Source organism: Paenibacillus sp. FSL R7-0273, assembly GCF_000758625.1.
Classification (GTDB): Bacteria; Bacillota; Bacilli; order Paenibacillales; family Paenibacillaceae; genus Paenibacillus_AQ.
This window is the reverse complement of the sequence record NZ_CP009283.1, coordinates 2,751,318-2,767,211: the sequence shown is the minus strand read 5'-3', so window position 1 is coordinate 2,767,211 and position 15,894 is coordinate 2,751,318. Positions and strand designations below refer to the sequence as shown.

The window sequence follows — 15,894 nt, the reverse complement described above, 5'->3', positions numbered from 1 at the left end:
TGTTGAGGATACAGGCTCTGATTGTCCGTAACCGGCCTAAGCCCAGCGCCGGAATTCCGTCCGGCGCTGGGCTTTGCAGTAATCATTACTTGATAGCTTTGTATAAAAGCTGTGCTGCCTGTGCCCGGGTAGCTTGGGCCGCAGGTGTAAGCTTATTGTTGTCTCCTGTCATGATACCGGCATCCACCAGTGCCTTCATCGCCTCTTTGGCATAGCCGGCTACTGCGGCTGCATCTGCAAAGCCGTCCAGGCTTACGCTATTCTGGCCCGCAGGCAGTTCACCCAGATGCTTCAGGGCATTGTAGAAAATAACGGACATATCCTGCCGGGTAATGACTGCTTCCGGGTTGAACTTGTTGTCCCCTGTACCGGACACCAAGCCCAGCTTCCGTGCAGTGCTTACATAGCCGGAGTAGTATTTATTCTCTGTATCCGCAAAATGATCCGTTGCTCCGGCATCTGCTTCGATCCCGTAAGCCTTCATAATCATCATGAGGAAATCAGCCCGTATTACCATGCTCTCAGGGGCAAATGCATTGCCGCCTACACCCTTTGCGATTTCTCTTGCTGCCAAGTAACCCACTGCATCATTGTACCAGTGCCCGGAGCTGACATCGCTGAAGGTCACTGCATTGTATCCCGCAGCATATTGCGATAAATGGCTTGTCTGAAGCTTCACCGTTCCTGTTGAAGCCTCATAACCGCCTTTGACAGGGGTCAGGCTTCCTGCCTGATCCATATAGTAGGCAACAATTGCGTTAGTCTGTTCACCCGCACGCGGAGCATATGGCAGACTGATTGTCACCTTGCCCCCGTTAAATTGTGTGATTTCAGTATTGGCTGCCTTTACAGTGAAGTCGTATACGGAATTGTCCCCGATTACGCTCCGGACATTATCCGGGAAGCCGGAAGCAGCAAGTCTATTAACACTGATTTCGGTATCTGCTGCTGCACTGCCTATAGCTGCAACTGATGTATGATCAAAGGTAATTGCAGCACCACCGGTATTCAGCCTGAATGCTGTTTCCGTATGATCCGCCAGCAGCTTGATCGCTTCCTTCGGAACCGTTAATTGGACAGTCTGCTCATTCGCTGCCCCATCAAGCTTGAGCTCAATTACCGCTTTTCGGCCCGCTGCCTGAGACTCTTTAACCTTTTGCAGCAGACCGTTTATTACATTAGAGTCCAGCTTGGCTGTATATCCTTCTTTTCCAGCGTTTGCTTCCGCTTTGATAGTGAGACTGTAGACATTAGTATTGCCGGCAACAGTAACAACAGGCTCGGGTGCCGGAGTACTGATTGTTCCCGGAATGCCGCCCGGAGAAGGAGTTCCGGTCTCACCGCTGGCTGGCGGAACCTGCGTCCCCGGATCGGTTCCCGGCTGTGTGCCTGGATCCGTTCCTGGATCTGTGCCTGGGTTCGTACCCGGCTCGTCACTGATTTTGATCAGAACGAAGTCGTCATAGGAGCCCCAATTCCCGGCTTTTGCATCCAATGAGAAGCCAATCTTCAGTGTTCCATCGGTGACTTTAATGTTGTCTACAACCGCCTGGTTCCACTTATTCCAGCCCTTATTCTTGAAGCCGGCTGTTAAAGGCGTCTGACCGCCCGCCACTGCATACAGCTCATTTTTCACTTCATCCCCGGCGCCCTGCGACCAGGCCGACAGCTTGTAGGTTCCGTTCGCCAAGCCTGTGAGCTCCTGATAAGCCTCAAAGGTAAACGCGGTTTCCTTCCAGAAGCCAAGCGACCTTTCACCCGTATAACCAGTGCCTTCACTCATCGGTGTGGTGTCAGGAAGGGTCCAGCCTTCAGGTGTGCCGTCTTCCTTAACCTTTTCAAAGCCGGGATTAGTAATTGTAATATACTCGGTATTATCCTTCTCTTTCAGCTCAAAATGATCAAGATTACCCCATTGCCCATCGGAGAGCTTATAATGGGCTCCGACAGTCAGCGTCCCATCTGTAACCTCAATATCCGTAATAGCGGGGTTGCTCCATTCTTTCCATCCGGTATTAGTGAAGCTCTGCACAGCATCTCCGGCAAAAATCTCCGAAACCTCTTCACCGCCGCCGCCGGAAACCCAGGCTGATAAAGTATATGTTCCGTTTTCCAGCCCGGTGAGGGTCTGGGAAACCTTGAATTCAGCCGGTGTTGGACTGTAATAGTGTAAGGCCGAAGAACCGGTATACACATCATTTTCGATGGTTACCGCGCTCTGATCTCCGGTAAGGGTCCACGAGTTCAGACCGTCCTCAAACCCGGGATTCTGAATCAGGCTTGTGCTTGGAATAACCGTAACCTCGCTGGCAGCGGTAAATCTGCCGTCATAGGTAACCGCAGTTACTGTTGCTGTTCCGGCAGAAATCCCGGAGAGCGTTCCCTTGTAAAGATCGACTTTAACAATGTCAGGCTGGGAGCTGGTGAATTTAACGCCCTTGTAGGTTGCATTCTCCGGAGTGAAGATTGGCGTTAAAGCACCATTCCCGCCGACCTCAATCACCGTTTCAGGCTGATCAAGGGTGAGGGCTTGAACGGGATAACGGTTAATTGGGGCGGCACCATCAATAAAAGCATCCATAGCAATGGTCGGGCTGCCGTCTTTATTCCATGCGGATAACGGATAATCAAACATAATACCGGTCGGTTCCCAGTAGAAGATCCCGGTGCCCCTCTGGTTCGGAACATTATGCAGTTTATCCTGCACGGCTACAAGCATATTGTGAACGCTGTCAACATCCTCGGAGACGTTCCCTCCAACTTCGACAATCATCACTTCCTTTCCGTAATTCTGCTCAAGCTTATTCATATTCTCGCTTAATTCATCAATGGAGGAGGTAAAGGTAGCCTCCGGATAATAAGATAACCCGATGATATCGTAATCGCTATCCTTCAGACCGGCAGCTACAAGACCGGCATAGTAGGGATCAACGCCTGCCTCTGCTCCATTTGCCCGGTGAATAATCACCTTGATCTCCGGAAAAATCGCTTTGGCTGCACTTGATCCGGCCTGAATCAGCTGAATCAGGTTGGTTGTATTACTGTAGGCGCCCAGCGGATGCAGCATACCGTTATTGATCTCGTTGCCGATCTGTACCCACTCCGGGGTAACACCTGCAGCTTGCAGCGCTTTCATAACGTCAGTAGTATATTCTGACACATGGACCTTTAATTGCTCCAGATCAGCATCGGCCCATGCCGCAGGGGTGACCTGCTTCCCCGGGTCCGCCCAGCTGTCGCTGTAGTGGAAATCAATCATCACCCGAAAACCGAGAGCGCTTACACGCGAAGCTAAAGCAACAACCTCTTCTGTACTGTTATGCCCGTTGGACGGATCATCCGAAGGATTAACCCAGGCTCTGATCCGGATGGAATCGATTCCATGATCCTTTAAAATAAGCAGAAGATCCTGTTCTTCCCCGTTGTCGTTATAGAATTTATGCCCAAGTGCCTCTAATTGCGGCAGCCAGCTGATATCAGCGCCTTTGGAGAAGGAACCCGGAGCAGCTGAAGCCTCTGCTTTTGCCGGTAAGCCGGTAAAAATACTCGACAGTGCCATTGAGATGAGTAGAATAATAGCCAGCATTCTTTTACTGTTCTTCACATAATAACCTCCCGGTAATTAGATTAGCCACATGAATCAGACTGGCGGCCTGATCCTGCTTATATGTAAGGGCTGTCCCAAAGCCAAGCTTTGGAGCAGCCCTTTAACATTAGTCTGATTATTGTCCTTGAGCAGCCAGGAAGGCATCTACCTGAGTCTGCACTTCAGCCTGCACCTTATCAATACCAGCTGATTTCAGCTGTTTGATCAGGTCTGCCTGACCTTTTTCAAGATCATCGATCAAGCCGTATTCCAATGGAATAGCGTAACGCAGCATTACATTACCGATATTAGCCACTTCATTCTTCACATTAGCTGTATCGAAGACAAAGGTTTCAAGCGGGAAGTGGAAGACATTAGCCTGCCATTCATTGAACATGTCGTCCGCTTCTTTAGGGTAAGCTGCATCCTGACGGTTCAGCGGGGAATTCCAGCCCCAGTTCGAGAAGCCTGTGTAGTTAGCTGCTGCCGGTCCTGCACTGAACTTATCGTCGCCTTCCGGATTGTAGTGGGTACCAGCGATACCATACATGGTCAGGTCATGAATTTCTTTATCGTTCTGCAGCAGATCGATCAGCATCAGGGCACGTTCCGGATTCTTAGAGGTTGCATGGATAGACATACCGTTCTGTGTAGCGATTGCAGCAATTTTCTTCTTGTCCGGTGTCAGGTCGGCAATGGCCAGCTCAACATCGGGTTTATCACGGCGCATTTCGGTAAGGTTGGCAGCAACAGTACCCAGGTTGTGGGCATAGGAGGAAACCTTGCCTGCCTTAACATCCTGCCACACGTCATTTTTGTTGCTGACTACGTTCTTCGACCAGGCGCCATTGTCCGCGAGATCTTTATAGTACTTAAGCAGTTCAGTGAATTCAGGCGTATCATAGATGTTAAAGATCTGGCCGCTTGCATCATCCAGCTTGTAGGCCAGCGGCATCAGGTTGGCATCCACCAGGTTGAAGTCGTTGTTCTGCTCCAGCAGCAGCTGGTCCAGCTCATGGAACTTCCAGCCATCAGCAGGCTTTGCTCCGAAGGCAGTTACACCCTGCTCATCTTTAGCAACCGTTTTCAAGTAATTAGCATAGGTTTCAGGACTGTTGATTTCCGGAAGATTGTACTTTTTGCGCAGATCTTCGCGGTACAAGACCACTTTATCTGTTACTTCAACATTGTTGTTCGGAACCATAAAGATTTTACCGTCTACTTTAGCCTGCTCCCAGTTTACCTTCGGCATGTTTGCCCAGGTCTGCGGCATATACTTGGACAGCATGTCTTCTGTCAGCTCCAGGAAGCCGCCTTTGAGTGCCTGATCGTTATAGAAAGCCCAGTTAGCCGTATACACGAGGTCGAAATCCTCATTGGCAGCAAATTTCAGCGGATATTTCTGTGTCCAGTCGGACCAGTCAAGAAACTCCGTTTCAACAGTAGCATTGATTTTCTCTTTCAGCTTCGTATTCAGCTCACCGAATACCTTATCGTAATCACCAGGCTGGCCGCCGACCAGAATCATTTTGAGCTTAACTTCTTCGGAAGTATCTGGAGCACCGGAGTTTGCAGCCGAATTAGCAGCATTAGTGCCGCCATTCGTTGCCTCTCCAGCTGTGTTAGCGGCATTATTGCCGCCTCCACATGCACTGAGGATTGTTCCAAGTGTCATCATTGTTGCCAATGTGACCGTGAGTTTCTTTTTCTTGTTCATCATGACATGTATTCCCCCTAAGGAAGTAGTGTTTTGAAAAGTATATTGATAACCGGGTTGCCCCGGAATTATCCTTTAACAGCACCAATTGTGAGGCCTTGTACAAAATATTTCTGGATGAACGGATAAGCGAGCAGGATCGGGCCTGTTGCTACAATTGTCATCGCCATCTTCAGGCTTTCTGTCGGCAGATCCGAATTCACAACCGCTCCTGAAGCCATCATGGCTTTGCGCATCCCGTCCATATTGCCCAGCATTTTATAAAGATAGTATTGCAGCGGCATCAGATCAGACTTGGAAATATACAGCAGCGCATTGTACCAGTCGTTCCAGTAGGCAAGAGCTATGAACAGACCAATCGTAGCAAGTGCAGGCTTAGATAAAGGAATAATCAGCTGCATGAAGATGCGGAAGTCGCCGGCTCCGTCGATTTTGGCAGATTCCGTGATTGCGTCTGGGATGCTGCTCATGAACGATTTCATGACGATAATATAGAATACATTCATCAGCATCGGCAGAATCAGGACTAACAGCGTGTCCTTCAGCTGCAGGAAGTTAATGATCAGCAGGTAAGAAGGCACCAGGCCGCCGCTGAACAGGGTGGTGAAGAAGAAATAGAAGGAGAAACGGTTACGCCATTCAAAGTCTCTCCGGGAGAGCACATAGGCAGTCATGGAAGTCAGGAACAAGCCGACAACCGTACCGATCAAAGTGACGGAAATGGTCACTCCATAGGCCCGGAGCATTTCACCCGGATACTCGAAGAGCAGTCTGTAAGCTTCCGTGGAGAAGGTGGACGGAATAATCTGGAAGCCCTTCTCGATAATAGAGCTCTCATCACTCAAAGAAGCGGAGATGACCAGCAGGAACGGCACGATACAGAATATGGCCAGGATTGTAAGTGTAACATATCCAATGAGGGACAAGGTTATTTTATCGATATCAGCACGCTTGCGTACTTTTTTCATATCGCCGTTTACAGTAGTTGAACTCATTAAGCTGCCTCCTTTGTTTAGAATAGAGCACGGTCTTTATCGTATTTACGCACAGCGTAGTTGGCGAGCATGATAGTCGCAAAGCCCAGCAGGGATTGATAGAAGCCGGCTGCAGCTGACATCCCGATCTCATTGGATGTGGTCAGGGAGCGGAATACGAACGTATCGATAACATCGGTATTAGAGAAGAGCAGACCGTTGTTCCCTACCATGTTATAGAACATGCCGAAGTCTCCGCGGAAGATGTTCCCGATTGCCAGAAGCACCAGAATGATCACCGTAGGAATCAGATTCGGAACAGTGATTTTCATAATACGCTGGAAGATGTTCGCACCGTCAATCTGTGCTGCTTCGTACATTTCTGTATCAATGCTTGTAATGGCGGCAAGATACATAATCGTACCATAGCCCAGCGCCTTCCAGGCAGAAACCACAATCAGGATAAGCGGCCAGTAGGAGGCAGTGTTATAAATATCAATAGGCTGCATGCCAAGCCCTTTGAGCAGTACATTGAGCGTACCTACATCAAAGTTAAACAAGTTATAGGCAATCGCTCCAACAACTACCCAGGAAATGAAGTATGGCAGGAAGAGTATGGTTTGTGTAATTTTCCGGAACCATTTCCCCGCAACCTCAAATAACAGAATACCGGCAAAGATCTGCAGCACATTATTGATGATAATAAAAGCAATATTATACAGTGCTGTGTTCCGGGTTACACGCCAGGCGTCACCGGAGCCAAAGAAGAATTTAAAGTTATCCAGCCCGTTCCACGGACTGTTAAAAATACCTCCGCTATAGTTGTACTGCTTGAACGCAAGTACGATCCCGGCCATAGGCACGTAAGCGAATACCAGGAAGAACAAGACTGCCGGAGTTAGCATAAGCAGCAAGGTTCTATTCTTTTTAACCTTATGCCAGAATCCATATTTGTTCTGTTTCATCTCCAATCCCCTTTCCACTACTCAATATCTCTATGTATTGATTATAGATAAGCAAACATTGCTTGTGGATTGAGCGCGCCAACAAATACTAATACTTTTCCAACGATAATTAATAAAAAGTATGCCCCGATAGACAAAAAACGCTGCCCCGGACGATAATCGGCCCAAGACAGCGTTTTATTGGCTATACTTTATGCTTTTTGCGGTATTCTCCCGGCGTCATTCCGGTTATCTGCTTAAATTGCCTGTTAAAATAAATCAGGTTTTTGTAGCCCATCCGCTCGGCAATCTCATAGATCATAAGGGTAGGATCCTTGAGCAGCTCGAACACCCGGCTCATTTTACGTTCCTTAACATAGTCTATAAATGGAATCCCATAGTCTTCCTTGAACAGATATCCTAAATAATTCGGTGTAAAGTTAAACTGGACCGCCGCTTCCTTCAGGGTAATCTTCTGCTCCAGATTATCTTCCACATACTTAATAATCTCATCAATCAGCTTGCGCTTCTGGCGCTGGCGTTTTACATACAGCAGCTCGGACAGCTCGAAGAATCTCCGTCTCATCCAGGACAAAATGTCATGGATCGTCTCAAACTGGAACAGAATCTCCGGCTGATGGGATTCCCATTGCAGCAGCTCGTACAGATTCTCGTTCTGCTGCTGCAGATCCGCATGGAGCTTTGAGGTGATCCGGATAATCAGGTCATAGACATCCTTTTTGCCGGCATTCATCATGAGCTGTAATAAATGATCATCGATAGCCACCAGATCGTACTGGATAATAGCTTCAAGCAGAAGGTCCAGAGTCTGATCCATATCGGCACCGGGCGTACCGCTCGGCACCGGCTCCATTGTATCGCGGATCAGCCGGTTCTTGCCCAGCAGCCATTTGGCGCTGAGTGCAGCTTGAGCCTGCTTGTAGGATGCATGCAGCTCCGCTTCACTCCGGGCATACCGGCCGGCGCCAACCGTTATTGTACAGATCGAGGACTCAGCAGTTCTCCGGATCAGCACCTCCATTAATTGCAGAAACGCCTCTTGGGGAAGGCTGCACAGAATAATGAATCTGTGACCGGACCCGATAATCATCGTTCCGCTCTTGTTCTCCTCAAGCAGGCCTCTAATCAATTGCTGGGTCTGCCGTATCATCATGCGCGCATTTTCTTCGGAGACATCCTGCATTTTCCATTCCAGATCATCGATTTCTATAACGGCTGCCGTTGCCCCGCTTACTAACAGCGGAATCAGGGCAGCATGCAGCTGCGGCTCAGCAGGCTCGGGTGTATCCTCATCGAACCAGCGCAGGATAAGCTCCTTGTTCATAAGAGACAGGGCTTCGTTAAAGGACCGGTTCTGCTCCCGCTCCTGTTCAATGGAATGGCACAGATTCCCCAGCATTTCGTACAGATCCTTATCCTTAACAGGCTTTAGCAGATATCCCGAGGCACTGATCTGGATAGCTTCCTTGGCATAGCTGAAATCCTCGTGGCCGCTGATAAATACGATTTTCACTTTAGGATGGATTGCTTTGGCTCTTCTGGCAAACTCCGTTCCGGTCATAATCGGCATCCGGATATCAGACAGAATGATGTCTACACGCTCCTGCTCCAGCATTTCAAGTGCATCAAAGCCGTTATTTGCTGTACCTGCCACTTCAATATCAAAACCGCTGGACAACACTCTGCGCCGCAGCCATTCCAGATCAACGGCTTCATCGTCAACCAGCAGTACACTGATCGTCCTCACTGTGAATTCCTCCTGTTGCGTTTAATGCAGCCTGCTTATCATCAGCCGGACTGCTCCTCCATCTCTGCACGGTCTGTAAGCCCGGCCGGAAGCAGGAGCTGAACGGTGGTTCCCGCCCCGTAGATGCTTGCAATGGTCACGCCATATTCGTCCCCGTACCTGAGCTTAATCCGCTCGTTCACATTTTTGACCCCGTAGCCGCCTGTCTGGCCCTGCCCGTCCATCATTTTCCGGATGTCTTCTGGCCGCATGCCAACGCCATTGTCGATAACCTTCAGCTCAATATTATCGCCAACTCTCCGGCCGGTCAGACGAATCGAAATGGTTTTGCCAAACCAGGCATGCTTGAATACATTCTCTACAAACGGCTGCAGCAGCAGCTTAATGACCTGCATATGCATAATTTCCTCGTCAACATCGACATACAGATTGAAGGTATCCGCATATTTGACCCGCTGGATGTCCAGGTACGTCTCCACCTGCTCCATTTCCTTCTTCAGCTCAATGTACACATTGCCCTGGTTCAGCGTCAGCCGGTAGAAATGCGATAAGCCTTCAACCATCCGCGTAACCTTTTCAATCTCCCCGAGATTCGCCAGGCTGCCTATAGTCGAAAGTGTGTTGTACAGGAAATGCGGATTGATTTGTGCCTGCAGGGCCTCCAGCTCAGCCTGTTTTTTCGAAACCTCCTGCACATAAACCCTGTTTATAAGCTCCTGGATGTTAGCCGCCATATCGTTAAAGGAATCGGCAATCTGCACAAATTCATCATTGCCCGAGAACCGGATCCGTTTCTGAAAATTCCCCTCCTGGAAGGAGCGCACCAGTCCAACAATCCGGCTCATCTTGCGCCCTGAAATACGCGCTACGACAAACCCGATCAGGGTCATGACCAGAAAGCTTAGCGTACAGGCAGCCAGAATGACCATGCGCAGCCTGCCGGCATCCTGTGTCAGATACTTTTGCGGAACAAGGGTTTCAATGAACAGATCACTGCCCGGTATCTGCTCATGCAGACTCAGGAATTCCTCGCGTCCGGAGTCATAACCGGCTGTTCCGCGCTGAAATATAGCCGTTCCGGCAGCCCTGTCCACCAGCCGCAGGGTAATCCCCTCTTCAACGGGGAAGGTCTCAAAGCCGCCGAACAAATCCTCCAGCGGAACAGTGATGCGGATAAAGCCAACCATCGTTTTGTTGTCACTGAAGCTGATCAGCCTGCGGACATGCGAGATATTGTTGAGCTTCTGATCTGTATCAATCTGCAGCCATATATTATCCCGCTTGGAGTCCTGAAGAGACTTAAACCAATCCTGGCCGGTGATATCCTCCAAGGGAAGGATGTAGTAATCACTGTCCACTATCGGCTCATCGAGGTTATCTCCGGGTACAACATTATAAATATTGTCCGGTGTATAGAGCATGAAGCGGATCTTATTCCCGAACAGCTGCAGTGGTGCAGTCAGCTGGGGGAGAATATCATCGATCAGCGTCAGGTAATTCTCGAACGGAGTCCCCTTCAGCTCAATGGCGCGCTGAAAGGGCTGGCTCGCGAACAGGTTATCGGACATCCTCTGTATCTCATCCATCTGATACCTTATGTTGTTTCTGGCCTGCTCCATCCCGGTTCTGACATTGGTCTCTGCCATCTCTGTCCGTGAATCGGTCAGCATGGAATAAGAGATATAACCAATGAATACATCCGTCATTAGAACCAGAAGCAAATAGGGAATCATCATTTTGTAGGTAAAGGGCATGTATTTCGTTAACCTGCGCATTGTTAGGGGCCATCCTCTATGTGAAATTCTTTATACTTCTATATGATCTCCCGGTACCGTCTGCAGCATCAGCTCTGCAGGAGCAAGTCCTAAGGATTCGGCCCGCAGCGTAACAGAGCCTGCATCGCCGGAGGCCTGAACCAGCGCCAGGCACCATCCGTTAAAGGCACGGCGCAGGGACGACTTGTCCGGCTCATGGCTGCTTGGGTTACCGTTGCCTACGCCCAGCAAGGAGCCTGCACCGGTAACCTCAAAACGGATTTCGTTATCGGCTGTAGGCACAATATTGCCATCCTTGTCCAGTACAGCAACGCGGACAGGAATCGTATCCATTCCGTCCGCCCGTGCTTCGTGCCGGTCAGGAATTAGTTGAATCTGATGAGGCTGGCCGGCTGTCACAACAGACTTCCGGGCTACCTCCTGTCCGCCGTGCTTTCCGACAGCCTCCAGCTGTCCCGGCTCGTAGATCACGTTCCAGGTCAAATATCCGTTTCTGTCCACCTGCTGTTCTCCCAGGCTTCTGCCGTTCAGATATAGCTCCACAGTCCCGGTATTAGAGAACACGCGAACCTCAACAGGCTTACCCTCCGAGCCCGGCCAATTCCAGTGCGGCAGCAGATGAACCATCGGCTTCTCTGTCCACACAGCCTGCATATAATAATAGCTGTCTTTCGGGAAACCGCAAGTATCCATCAGACCGAAATGGGAATTGATGCACGGCCACAGGTACGGAGTCGGCTCTCCCCGGTAATCAAATCCGGTCCACATGAAGACACCGGTCAAAAAGCGGTTGTCCACCAAATCTCTCCAGGCCTGCTGCGGCGTGCAGCCCCATGAAGGAATGTTCGTGCCGTATTCGGAGCAGTAGCCTCTAACCGGATCATCCTCATACACGCCTCTGGTTGCTGTAAAGCTGGCACATTCACTGCCAATCATCAGGCGTCCCGGGTATTGCTCATGGTCACGGATATCGAGATGGTCCCGGTGCCCATAATTATAGCCGGTAATTTCAACCGCATCATTATAGCCGTTCTCGTTCCAGCCGTGGTTCATTGCAGCACAGGTCGGGCGTGTCGGATCAATGCGGCGGGTGGTGTCCGCCAGTGTTTTCAGTATCCGGGCGCCTGTGATGGTGCCTTCCAGCACCTCTTCATTCTCCATGCTCCAGATAATGACGCTCGGATGGTTGCGGTCACGGTAGAGCAGCCGTTCCAGCTGGCTAATCCCGTTCGGGCTGCTGTCCAGCTTGCGGTTCTCATCCATCACCAGCATTCCGATCCGGTCGCAGATATCCAGCAGCTCCGGGGTTGGCGGATGATGTGCGCTCCGGTAAGCATTGGAGCCCATCTCCTGCAGAAGCTTAAGCTTATATTCAATCAGGCTATCTGGCAAGGCCACGCCGACTCCGGCAAAATCCTGATGATTGCATGTTCCTTTAATAACCAGCGGCTCACCGTTCAGGAAAAAGCCCTCCTCCGCATCAAAACGGATGCTGCGGATGCCGAACACCGTCTCGTACCGGTCCAGCTCTTTTCCTTCATGGATTATTACCGATTCTGCTCTGTACAAATACGGTGAATCAGGTCCCCAAAGGTTAGGCTGCTGGACCACGAAGCTCTGCGCAAGCTCCGTCTCGGCGTACCACTCAGCATAGGTATCTGCCGACCATGCACAGACCTGCTGCCCGGAGCCGTCATAAATTACGGTCTGCAGGGAGACCTGAAGACCTTCTGTATATTGATTGCGGATCCGTGTGCGGATGTTAACCGTTGCCTGTTCTTTGGCAACCTCGGGTGTGGTTATGTACGTACCGTATTCCGCCACATGCAGCAGATCCATATTCTCCAGCCAGACATGCCGGTAAATGCCGCAGCCCTCGTACCACCAGCCTTCACATTCCGTCGCATCCACTTTGACAACAATGACATTACTGCCCTCATCCCCGTAACGGAGCACGTCCGACAGGTCATAGCTGAAGCCGATGTATCCCCCATGGTGACTGCCGATCAGATGTCCATTCACCCATACCGTGCTGGTGCCGGATACCCCGTCAAAACGGATCAGCCATTTGCTTCCCGCAGCCTCGGCCGGCAGCTCAAACCCCTTGCGGTAAAAACCGATCCCGCCCGGCAAATACCCGTGGCTCCCGTCTCTGGCTCCCAGATGCTCATCCTGGACATACTGCTGCTCCACACACCAGTCATGCGGGATGCTGACAGAAGACCAGTCCAGCTGCTGCTCGCCCATTCCTTTATCGTTGAATGCAATATCCAGCCATTCCCCATCCTTGCGGGTACTTGCATCTGTTATTCCGCCTGTCATCCCGGCCTTAACTGCATAGGGAATCCGGATATCCCCTTTATAAAAGCTCCACTCCCCGTCAAACTGTACTTTGCTTCTGCCTGTGCCATTATTCATTCTGTGAATACCTCCCGGTGAAATAATACTCTCATTGTAGAGGAGAAACGCGAACTCCGGTTAGGACAATCCTATTATTGAATAGCACAAAATGAACATGCATTTCAGAGAAAAGAGAATGAACCGACTGGACCGGCTCATCCTCCTGCAAAAATAAAACTATACATTCTACATTAACTGCTTAATTGCTCTACGTACAGCTCATTCATAATGCGCTCAACCTGATAGGAATTCTCCGGCAGTTCCGATTTAATGTAGGCTTCCACGGCATCCGCGGGGATCTCATACATGACTTCAATTTCTTTGGAAAAAAGCTTATGCTCCCCCTTTATCCATTGTGCCAAACGGGGGGCTCTGCCCGGAGTAACGCCTTGTGTACTTATTTGGCTAAGCGCCTGGACATAAGCCTCCAGAGGTCTTGCTCCGACTATTTTCACACCTTTATTATCTTCATTTACCATAATAATAGTCGGGAAGCCGCGTACCCCTAAGCGTGATACCATCTCAAAATCTTCATCCAGCAGCTCCTGGGCAGCACCCAGCGCAGCTTCCCCGACAATTTGTTCTCCATCCAATCCCAGCCGGTCAACCATTCTGATCAGCACCTCGTCAGCGCCGATATTCAGATTTGATACAAATACGGCCTCACGGGCACGTCTTAGAAAGTCGGCCGCCCTGCCCGGAAACTTATTCTGGATCACCTTGAACACCCGGGATGGCGGATAGGAGGACAGAACCGGATCGGTATGCCACAGCGAGCCGTCAATCGGCATACGGGAGTGCTCCCCCACCTCTTTCCAATGCTCTGCAACATCAGACGGCTTCTGGATGCCATTCCCCCCGTCCGAAAAGCCTTTCCAGCTGGGCAGCAGTCCCCCCATCAGGATTTTCAGGTGGAAATACTGTCCATACTCCTGAATAAAGCGGTTAAAGACAGGCTCCAATGCCCAGCAATGAGAGCATATCGGATCCGTGACATAATACAGGGTTATTGTCTTCGGGGCCAGATTCAGATCTATTTCCTGCACGGCATCTTCCTCCGCAGCACCGCATACTCCACTTTCCAGATCACACATCATATTGGAATTATCCATAAGAAATTCAGTCCTTTCGAAAAAGCGGTTTGTTATTAATATCTTCTTTCTTATAGATCAATTATATTTTGTATGTATAAATTAACAAGTACTATTATATTTAATACCTAGTATACTTTTTATACTCGAAAAAGAACAGGAGCCCTCTGCAGGCTCCCGTGGCTTATAAATCTTTAAATTTTGGTTGTGCGTTGATGCCTAATATTATGAGCTTCTGTATGATCAACAATCATATAGTTGAGAATGCTCCCTTGTAATATTGTTCAGCCATTTATATCTGAAATAGCGCACTATCGCAACCGGAGCCTTAATGACCTCATCCAAATTGATGACAAAATAAATCATAAGCGGCGGGAGCTGCCATACAAATGCGCTCAAAAATCCAAGCGGCAGAATGATTCCCCACATCACGAGGGTGTCACACCACAATCCAAACCTGGAGTCTCCTCCTGCTACAAAGATGCCGCCGATTATTGTGGAGTTGATGGATTTCGGGATGCAATAATAAGCGCAGATCAGCAGCATACCGCTGAGGTACTGCTCAGCCTGCTCATTCAGATTCACCACCCGGAGCACTGCAGGCATTAGCAGCAGTGTGGTCAGCCCGGCCAGGATACCGAACAAAACAGCATAAGCCGTCAGCCTTTTACCGGCAGCTTTTGCCTGCAGGATTTCCCCGTTGCCCAGGTATTTACCGACTAATACAGCGCCTCCGCTTGCTATACCTCCGCATAACACAATTGCCAGATTTTTAACAACCGAAGCGACCGAATTTGCAGCTACCATATCCGCATTGACATGTCCGATGATGGCCGACGTTGCCGTTATAGCACCGCCCCAGACGATATAATTACCCTGGACAGGCAAGGTGTACTTTAGAAAATCGCCCAGTAAACGACGCCGGACAGCATCACGCAAAGGGTACTTAAACTTTATAGGTCCTTTAAAGGAATGAAGAATACAGCAGGCTAATTCAACAAACCGCGCAATTACCGTTGATAAAGCCACAGCCATGATAGCTTTTTCAGCATCCTCCGGATAAAGCGCAAATATGCTCACTGCATTAAGCAGGATATTTAACAAAAGGCAGGAGGAGCTGATCCAGGCGCTTGCCCGTGCATTCTCCATGCTCCGGATCACACTGAAGTACATTTGAGAAAGGCCTGCGGCCAGATAGGAGAAGGAGACGGTCTGCAGAAACTTTGCCCCGTACATGATCAATTCATCATCATTTGTAAAGAGACTCATCAGCTGTTCCGGCATTGACAGCGACAGGATAAAAAAGGCCGCAGAGATCATCAGTGTAAACACACATCCGATACTCAGTACCCGCTCAATGGTAATGAGGTCTTTTTTTCCCCAGTACTGTGCAGCAAGTATTCCAACTCCGGCAGCCATCCCTATGTAAAACAAGGTTAGCACGAAGGTGATTTGCCCGGCCAGGGATACGGAGGACATCGCCGACTGGCTGATAAAACCCAGCATGACCACATCTACAGTTACCGCCAGCGCTGAAATGAGATTCTGAGAGGCAATCGGGATAACCAGCTGAAGCAGCTGACGGTTAAAATGCTTATCCTTAACAGCTGAGATTATAAAGTTGCTAAGCATCTCTTCC

Annotated in this window: 9 protein-coding genes; all 9 read right to left on the bottom strand. The window is 49.7% G+C overall.

Going from position 1 to position 15,894, the window contains the following annotated elements; all coding sequences use genetic code 11:
• Nucleotides 1–85 precede the first annotated feature (85 nt).
• The 9 genes from R70723_RS32040 to R70723_RS11650 all read right to left on the bottom strand — a co-directional run bounded on the left by R70723_RS32040 (nucleotide 86) and on the right by R70723_RS11650 (nucleotide 15,887).
• Entirely contained in the window at nucleotides 86–3,604 is a 3,519-nt protein-coding gene (locus R70723_RS32040) for a glycosyl hydrolase 53 family protein (protein ID WP_052421279.1), read from the bottom strand.
• A gap of 118 nt (nucleotides 3,605–3,722) precedes the next feature.
• Entirely contained in the window at nucleotides 3,723–5,306 is a 1,584-nt protein-coding gene (locus tag R70723_RS11685) for a DUF3502 domain-containing protein (RefSeq protein ID WP_052421278.1), read from the bottom strand.
• Between the two features lie 65 nt (nucleotides 5,307–5,371).
• Nucleotides 5,372–6,298 (bottom strand): carbohydrate ABC transporter permease, encoded by a 927-nt coding sequence (locus R70723_RS11680; protein WP_039872183.1) that lies wholly within the window; start codon nucleotides 6,296–6,298, stop codon nucleotides 5,372–5,374.
• 17 nt (nucleotides 6,299–6,315) lie between these two features.
• Nucleotides 6,316–7,242 (bottom strand): ABC transporter permease, encoded by a 927-nt coding sequence (locus tag R70723_RS11675; RefSeq protein WP_039872180.1) that lies wholly within the window; start codon nucleotides 7,240–7,242, stop codon nucleotides 6,316–6,318.
• A gap of 184 nt (nucleotides 7,243–7,426) precedes the next feature.
• Nucleotides 7,427–8,989 (bottom strand): response regulator, encoded by a 1,563-nt coding sequence (locus tag R70723_RS11670; protein ID WP_039872179.1) that lies wholly within the window; start codon nucleotides 8,987–8,989, stop codon nucleotides 7,427–7,429.
• A 41-nt stretch (nucleotides 8,990–9,030) separates the two neighbouring features.
• Nucleotides 9,031–10,764: a sensor histidine kinase gene (locus R70723_RS11665; protein ID WP_039872178.1), complete on the bottom strand. Its 1,734-nt coding sequence runs from the start codon at nucleotides 10,762–10,764 to the stop codon at nucleotides 9,031–9,033.
• Nucleotides 10,765–10,794: 30 nt separating this feature from the next.
• Nucleotides 10,795–13,182 (bottom strand): beta-galactosidase GalA, encoded by a 2,388-nt coding sequence (galA, locus tag R70723_RS11660; RefSeq protein ID WP_039872175.1) that lies wholly within the window; start codon nucleotides 13,180–13,182, stop codon nucleotides 10,795–10,797.
• A gap of 173 nt (nucleotides 13,183–13,355) precedes the next feature.
• Complete coding sequence (locus R70723_RS11655) at nucleotides 13,356–14,276, bottom strand: DsbA family protein (RefSeq protein ID WP_039872173.1); 921 nt, start codon at nucleotides 14,274–14,276, stop codon at nucleotides 13,356–13,358.
• Nucleotides 14,277–14,498: 222 nt separating this feature from the next.
• The gene (locus R70723_RS11650; protein ID WP_039872171.1) at nucleotides 14,499–15,887 is read right to left on the bottom strand and encodes an MATE family efflux transporter; all 1,389 of its coding nucleotides are present in this window, start codon (nucleotides 15,885–15,887) and stop codon (nucleotides 14,499–14,501) included.
• Nucleotides 15,888–15,894 lie beyond the last annotated feature (7 nt).

Bases quoted from the DNA above. Each gene is read 5' to 3' on its own strand.
- R70723_RS11665 (WP_039872178.1), bottom strand. From the start codon at position 10,764: ATGCGCAGGTTAACGAAATACATGCCCTTTACCTACAAAATGATGATT.
- R70723_RS11650 (WP_039872171.1), bottom strand. From the start codon at position 15,887: ATGCTTAGCAACTTTATAATCTCAGCTGTTAAGGATAAGCATTTTAAC.
- R70723_RS11675 (WP_039872180.1), bottom strand. From the start codon at position 7,242: ATGAAACAGAACAAATATGGATTCTGGCATAAGGTTAAAAAGAATAGA.
- R70723_RS11655 (WP_039872173.1), bottom strand. From the start codon at position 14,276: ATGGATAATTCCAATATGATGTGTGATCTGGAAAGTGGAGTATGCGGT.
- R70723_RS11680 (WP_039872183.1), bottom strand. From the start codon at position 6,298: ATGAGTTCAACTACTGTAAACGGCGATATGAAAAAAGTACGCAAGCGT.
- galA (WP_039872175.1), bottom strand. From the start codon at position 13,182: ATGAATAATGGCACAGGCAGAAGCAAAGTACAGTTTGACGGGGAGTGG.
- R70723_RS11685 (WP_052421278.1), bottom strand. From the start codon at position 5,306: ATGATGAACAAGAAAAAGAAACTCACGGTCACATTGGCAACAATGATG.